At 68.5% G+C, this 8,223-nt stretch carries 1 protein-coding gene; it reads left to right on the top strand.

The genetic code is table 11. The annotated features are described in order from the left end of the window. Position 1: 1 nt before the first annotated feature. Positions 2-8,223: non-ribosomal peptide synthetase (locus G3N64_RS29225; RefSeq protein ID WP_205787166.1), on the top strand; the 8,222-nt coding region annotated here is incomplete at its 3' end.

An 8,223-nucleotide genomic window follows, 5' to 3' on the forward strand; every position in this document is an offset into this window, starting at 1 on the left:
TGTGCAAGACAATAACGTGCTGGTCACCGACCATCGCTATGCGCACACCGCGCGTTTCTGGCGCGAAAGCCTGTCCCTGGTCGCCGGCGTCTACCGGATCGCGGCGCACGCGCCGAGTCCGCAGCCGGATCGCCTGCTGTCCCGCACGGTGCCGCTCACGCCCGCGTCGCTCGACCTGTTGCGGCGCATCGGCGACGGCGAACTGGCCGAATTCACCGTCGCGGCCGCGGGTATTGCGCTCCTGCTCTGGAAGTACTTCCGGATCCCGGTCACGGTGCTGGGCACGCCGGCGCTTGCCGGGCATCCGCCGGCCCGGGCCGCCAGCGTTCCGCTGATCATCGAGGTCCGTCCGGAGGAGCGCGTCGACGACTACCTGTCGCGCGTGGCCGGGATCGTGGAACACAGCTACGCGGAGCCTCAATTCCCGCTCGACACGCTCGTGCGCAACGAAAAGGACTGGGAGCTCGCGCAGCTCACGAAAGTCGCGCTGGCGGACGATCGGGTGCACCACGCGCTGACCGGTCGGGACGACGACCTGCAGTTGCATCTGCGGCTCGGTCGCGGCGAAATCGAGCTCCGTCATGCCGGGGCCATCGAGCCGTTCATCATCGACGGTTTCGCCGGCAGCCTGCGCGCGGTGCTGGAGGCATTCGAACACCTCGACCAGCCCGTCGGCGACATCGATTCGAACCCGCCGGAAGCGCGCCCGCTGCTGGCCGCCTTCAACGAAACCTCGACGGCCGGACCCAGCCACCCGACGGTCGTTCACCTGTTCGAAGCGCAGGTCGCCCGCACGCCGGCGGCGCCGGCCCTGGTCACCGACAGTTCGCTGATGACCTACGCCGACCTGAACGCCCGGGCCAACAGCCTGGCGCATCAATTGCGCGAACACCACGGCGTCGGGCCGGAATCGCTGGTCGGCATCATGCTCGACCGTTCCGAATGGATGATCGTCGCGATTCTCGGCATATTGAAGGCGGGGGCCGCGTTCGTTCCGCTGGACCCGGCGTATCCGGCCGAACGCATCAATCACATCCTCGGCGACACCGGCCTGTCGCTGCTCGTGACCCAATCGAGTCAACTGGCGCAGTGGTATGAATTCTCCGGTGTGACGCTGCTGCTGGATCAGGAACTCCCCGGCTGGACGCCGCTGCCGGACAATCCGCCGTGCCGTGCCGAGCCGGCGCACCTGGCCTACGTGCTCTATACGTCCGGCTCGACCGGGAAACCGAAAGGCTGCCAGCTCGAACACCGCAACCTGGCCCACTACATTGCGTGGGCCGCCGCGTACTACTTTCCGGAAAGCACGACCGGCAGCTTCGGCCTGTACAGCTCGCTCTGCTTCGATTTCACGCTGACCAACATCTTCTGCCCGCTGGTGCGCGGCAAGACGCTGCGCATCTATCCGCAGTCGGAAAGCATCGACACCATCCTGGCCCGGATGTTCCAGCCCGGCAGCGGCGTCGACACCCTCAAGCTCACGCCCACCCACATTCACCTGCTGGAATACATGAACCTGGCACGCTCCGGCGTGCGCAAGGTGATCGTCGGCGGCGAGGAACTGACGCCCCAGCACATCGCGACACTGCGCAAGATCGATCCCGCGCTCGAAATCTACAACGAGTACGGCCCCACCGAGGCGACGGTCGGCTGCATCGTCGAGCGCGTCGAGGACGCGCCGTCGACGGTGCTGATCGGCCGGCCCATCGCCAACACCCGGGTGTACATGCTCGACGAGGCCCTGCGGCCGGTCCCGCTCGGCGTGCCGGGGGAAATCTGCCTCGCCGGCGACGGCCTCGCGCGCGGCTACCACCAGCGGCCCGACGTCACCGCCGCGAAATTCGTCGAGCATCCGTTCCCCGGCGAAGCGCGCATCTATCGCACCGGCGACATCGGCCGGTGGCTGCCCGACGGACGAATCCAGTGCTATGGTCGCGTCGACCACCAGGTCAAGATCCGCGGGCACCGGGTCGAACTCGGCGAGATCGAGGCCGCGATCGCCGCGCACGAGGATGTCGTCGGCGTGGCGGTCATGCTGCGCGAATCCGCCCACGGGGTGCGCAAGCTGGCGGCCTATGTCAAGGGCGCCGCGAGCCTGAGCGTGCCGGACCTGCGGGCCTATCTGGCCGGGAAGCTGCCGGACTACATGGTGCCGTCCGACATCGTCCCGATCGCCGAATTCCCGCTCAACGCCAACGGCAAGCTGGACCGCCCGGCGCTCCTCGCCCTGGAACCTGCCGCCGCGCCCGACGCCGCCAGCCTCGACGCCACGCCGATTCAGCTCGAGCTGGTGCGCCTCTGGCGCGATGTGCTCGACAATCCCGCCGTCGATCTCACCGGCCGCTTCTTCGACTACGGCGGCGATTCACTGCAGGCCATGCAGCTGGTCTCGCGGATCTGGAGCAGCTTCTCCGTCGAGATCGGCATCGACGCGATCTTCGAACTCCAGACCATCAGCGCGGTGTCCGACCTGATCGAAGCGTCGTCGCCCCGCGCCGGTTCGACGGCCGGCACCATCCTGCCCCGCTCGCGCGCGAACGACCTGCCGCTGTCCTTTCCGCAGCAGCGCCTGTGGTTCCTCGCGCAACTGGAAGGCCCGTCGGCCACCTACAACATCTCGAGCGCGCTGCGCTTCGACGGCGAACTGGACATCGCGCGCCTGCGGGCTGCCGTGTCCGAGATCAGCCGGCGTCACGAGATCCTGCGCACGACGTTTCCCGCCGTCGACGGCCTCGGGGTTCAACGCATCGCGCCGCCGGCGCCGGTCGCGCTCGACGTCGTCGACGTGGCCGACGAATCCGACACGCTCGCGCGGCTCGCGGAGGAAGCCGACCGCCCGTTCGATCTCGCCGCCGGGCCGCTCTATCGCGTCGTGCTGTATCGCGTGCATGAGCGCCTGCACGTCTTCGGCATCGTGATGCATCACATCGTTTCCGATGCATGGTCGTCAGGCATCCTCATCGGCGAACTGGCCGCGCTCTATGCCGGCCGGTCGCTGCCGGAACTGGCCGTCCAGTACGCGGACTACGCCGTGTGGCAGCACGAGCGCCTGGCGTCCGCCGACACGCATCGGGAACTGGCGCTCCTGAGCGCGTCGCTGGCGGACGCGCCGGACGTGATCGAATTGCCCACCGACCGCCCCCGGCCCGCCATCCAGCAGTTCCGCGGCGCGGTCCTGCCGTTCCGGCTGGACGGCGAACGCGCCGGCGGCCTGCGCGCGCTCGCACGCGCGTCCGGCACCAGCACGTTCATGGTCGTGCTCGCCGCATATGCGCTGCTCCTGTCGCGGTACAGCAACCAGCAGGACCTCGTGATCGGCTCCCCGATCGCCAATCGGCGCTCCAGCATGACCGAGCCGCTGATCGGCTTCTTCGCGAACATGCTCGCGCTGCGCGTGGACCTGTCGGGTAATCCGAGCTTCGGCGAACTGCTGGCGCGCGTGAAGCGCGTTGCGCTGGACGGCTACAGCCGCCAGGAGATTCCGTTCGAGCAGGTGGTGGATTCGCTCGCGCTCGAACGCAACCTGAGCCGCACGCCGGTGTTCCAGGTCGTGTTCGCGTACGAGAAAGCGCAGCCCCAGGCGGTGAGCTTCCCCGGTTTGGTGGCGACGCCGGTGCCGGTGGAAACCCATACCGCCAAGTTCGACCTCACGCTCCATATCCAGGATGCCGACGACGGCCTCGCGGGCGCGCTGGAATACAACCTGGACCTGTTCGACGCCGCCACGATCGATCGCATGGCGGAACACTTCCGCACGCTCCTCGATGCCGTGATCGCCGATCCGGACCGGCCGCTCGGCGGGCTGCCGCTGACGAGCGATGCCGAGCGGAACCGGCTGACCGTCGAGTGGAACCGGACCGACACCGATTTCGGCGAGGCCGCCGCGCAACCGCTGCATCGGCTGTTCGAGCAGCAGGTCGAACGCACGCCCGATGCCGTCGCCGCCGTCTTCGACGACGACGCGCTCACCTACGCCGAACTCAACCGGCGCGCCAACCGCCTCGCCCACCACCTCATCGCCCTCGGCGTCGCTCCCGATGCCCTCGTCGGCGTGGCGATGGAGCGCTCGCTCGACATGATCGTCACGCTGCTCGCAGTCCTCAAGGCCGGCGGCGCCTACGTTCCCGTCGACCCCGAGTACCCCGCCGAGCGCGTGCGCTTCATGATCGACAACGCGCAGTTGCGCTGGCTTCTCACCCAGCAGCATCTGCTCGCCGTGCTGCCCGACGCCGACGACCGCGTGATCGTCGTCGATCGCGACGCGCTCGACCTCGACGCCGCTGCGACGTCCAACCCCGCCCCTGCGCTGAACGGCGACAACCTCGCCTACATGATCTACACGTCCGGGTCGACCGGCCGGCCCAAGGGTGCACTCAACACCCATCGCGCGATCACCAACCGCATCCTCTGGATGCAGCACGCCTACGCGCTCGACGCCGACGATGCCGTGCTACAGAAGACCCCGTTCAGCTTCGACGTCTCGGTCTGGGAATTCTTCTGGCCGCTCGTCACCGGCGCGCGCCTGGTGTTCGCCCGCCCCGGCGGCCAGCGCGAAACCGACTACCTGGTCGAACTCGTCGAACGGGAACGGATCACCACGATCCATTTCGTGCCGTCGATGCTGCGCGCGTTCCTCGACCATCCGGACCTCGACGCGCACTGCGCATCGCTGCGCCGCGTCGTGTGCAGCGGCGAGGCCCTGCCTTACGACCTGCAGCAGCGTTGCCTCGAGCGCCTCGACGTCAAGCTGTACAACCTCTACGGCCCGACCGAGGCCGCCGTCGACGTGACCGCGTGGGAATGCCGTCACGACGACCCGCACCGCATCGTCCCGATCGGCCGGCCGATCGCCAACACGCGCCTCTACATCGTGGACGCGCAGATGCAGCCCACGCCCGTCGGCGTGGCAGGCGAGCTGCTGATCGGCGGCACGCCGGTCGGGCGCGGCTACCACGGCGAACCCGAGCTGACCGCGGAGAAGTTCATCGCCGATCCGTTCTCCGCCGACCCGCACGCACGCCTCTACCGTACCGGCGATCTCGCGCGCTACCGGCCCGACGGCAACATCGAGTTCCTCGGCCGCATCGACCACCAGATCAAGCTGCGCGGCCTGCGCATCGAACCCGGTGAAATCGAGGCCGCGCTGCGCGCGCATCCGTCGGTCGACGACTGTGTCGTGATCGCGAAAACCGAAGGAGCCCGAACGTTCCTGATCGCCTATGTCGCAACCGCAGCGCCGGACATCGCCGATCTGCGCGACTATCTGGGTGGCAAGCTCGCCGACTACATGGTGCCATCGCAGTTCGTCGCGCTTGAATCCTTGCCGTTGCTGCCCAACGGCAAGATCAACCGCAAGGCGCTGCCCGCCCCGGCCGACGTGGTCGACACGGCCCGGCCGCACGCGCCGGCCGTCACGCCCCGCGAAATCCTGCTGGCGTCGATCTGGCAGGACGTGCTGCAACTGCCCTCCGTCGGCATCCACGACAACTTCTTCGAACTGGGCGGCGATTCCATCCTGAGCATCCAGGTGATCGCGCGCGCCAATCAGGCCGGGCTGCGCGTGACGGCGAAACAGCTGTTCCAGTATCAGACGATCGCGCAACTGGCCGCCGCCCCTGAAGAACGCGCAGCACACGCGCCGACCCTGAGCCCGCTGGGCGATGCGCCGCTCACACCAGTGCAGCACTGGTTCTTCGAACAGGAGATCGATGCGCCGTCGCACTACAACCAGACGGTCCTGATCCAGGTGCCGGCGGAGATCGACGCGTCGAGGCTCGCCGACGCGTTCCGGCAAGTCTACGAACATCACGACGCGTTGCGCCTGCGTTTCTCGCCCGGCGCGGGCCGCTGGGTCCAGGAAGTCGTCGCCGGCGGCGAGATGCCGGCACTCGTTGCGAAGCAGGTGATCGCAGGCGACGCCGGCGAGCGCCTGGCGGCGATGCGCGCCGCTGCCGCTGAAGCGGAACGCGGCATCGACATCGCGCACGGGCCATTGCTGGCGGCCCGGCTCTTCTGCCTGGCCGGCGAGCCGCTCGCCCGCCTGTTCGTGTCGATCCATCACCTGGCGGTGGACGGCGTGTCATGGCGCGTGCTCCTCGAGGACTTGCATGCCGCCTATCACGGCCAGCCGTTGCCCGCGAAAACGACTTCGTTCCGCGAATGGGCGTTGCATCTGCAGCAACTGGCCCGGTCGCCGGCCATCGGCGACGAAGCCCGACTGTGGCAAGCCCTCCTTGCGCAGCCCGTCGAGCCGATGCCGGTCGATTATCCGGCCGCAGGCGCGGCCAACCACGGAGCCAACAACGCGGTCGGCGACGCGTCATCCGTGTCATTCGAGCTGGACGAAGCCGACACCACGGCGTTGCTGCGCCGGCTGCCACGCGCGTACGACACCCGCATCAACGACGTCCTGCTCGTCGCGCTCGCGCAAGCCTGCAGCAGGGTCACGGGCAACGCCCGCACCCGGATCGATCTCGAGAGTCACGGCCGCCACGTGTCGGATGCGCCGCTCGACCTCACCCGGACGGTGGGCTGGTTGACGTCCATCTACCCCGTCGTGCTCGAGGCCGACGCGAGGGACACGCCGGAGGAAGCGCTGCGTGCCGCGCGGCAGCAGCTGCGCCGGATTCCGGCCGACGGCCTCGGTTATTCGCTGCTCCGGTACCTGAGCCCCGACGCCGCCGTGCGCGACAGTCTCGCCGCGGTGCCGAAGGCCGATATCCTCTTCAACTATCACGGCCAGCTCGATACCGTGTTGCGGCAATCCGATGGCTGGCGCCCGGCAACCGAAGACCTCGGTTCGCTGCGCGCCGAGCAGTCGCAGCGCACGCATGCGTTCGAGATCGTCGCCGCCGTTGCCGACGGCAAGCTTCAGGTGGACTGGCGCTACGGCGAGCGGCTTCACCAGCGGCAGACGGTCGAGAACCTGGCCGCGCACTTCAAGGACCGGTTGCTCGACTTCGCGGCGTCGGTCCCCGACACCGCGTGGGACGACATCGAGGACAGCTACCCGCTCTCATCGCTGCAGCAGGGCATCCTGTTCCATTCGCTGTACGACCTGGATCCGGCCGCCTATTTCCAGCAGTTCAGCTTCGTCGTCAGCGGCCCGCTCCAGGTGCCGGCGCTCCGGCAAGCATGGGCCCATGCGCTCGCGCGCCACGCCGTGTTGCGCACCGCGTTCGCATGGGCCAACCGCGATCAACCCGTCCAGACCGTGCTGCGCACGGTCGACCTGCCGTGGACGTTCGTCGACTGGCGGCACCGCGATGCATCCCGCCGCGCGCAGGACTTCGATGCGTTCCTCGCCGACGACCGGCAGCGCGGCTTCGATCTGCAGCGTGGGCCGTTATTCCGCTGCACACTGATCCAGGAAACGGACACGCGCCATCGCTTCTGCTGGAGCGCGCACCACATCATCCTCGACGGCTGGAGCACCGCGACCCTGATGAAGGAGGTGTTCGACGACTACCTGTCGCTCGCCCGCACCGGCGCGCCCGCGGTCGCCGCGTCGGCGCCGGGATACCGCGCGTACATCGACTGGCTCGCGCGCCATCCTCGCTCGGCCGACGAAGCCTGGTGGCGCGCCGAGCTGGCCGGCTTCCACGCCGCCACGCCGATCGCGGCCAGTCCGGCCCGGCAGGCGACCGGCGACGCCGCGCGGCAGGACAAGCGCAGGACACAGCAATTCCTGCTGGACGAGGCCCTGACCGCGCGGCTGCAAGCGCTCATGCGTACTCATCGCGTCACCCTCAACGTGCTGATACGCGCGGTCTGGGCGTTGGTGCTGCGGCGCCACGCCGGAACGGACGACGTCGTCTTCGGCGTCACCGTATCCGGTCGCCCACCGATGCTCGACGGCGTCGAGTCGATCGTGGGGCTGTTCATCAATACGCTGCCGTTGCGCCTGCGCATCGCGCCGGAGCGCCCCTTCCTCGAATGGCTGGCGGCGGTCCACGCGGCCCAGGCGGCGATGGAGCCGCATTCGTACAGCTCGCTGGTCGATATCCAGTCGTGGAGCGAGCTGCCCGCCCGCGACAGTCTGTTCGACAGCCTGCTGGTGTTCGAGAACTTCCCGGTTGCCGCCGCCCCCGATCTCGGGCCGGACGACATCGAGATCCTCGACACCCGCGCGTTCGCGGAATCGAATTACCCGCTGACCCTGACCGTGCACCCGAACGAGCGCGTCGGCTTCCATATTTCGCACGATGCGCACCGCGTCGCCCC

It is taken from the genome of Burkholderia sp. Ac-20344, from assembly GCF_017104975.1.
Lineage (GTDB): Bacteria > Pseudomonadota > Gammaproteobacteria > Burkholderiales > Burkholderiaceae > Burkholderia.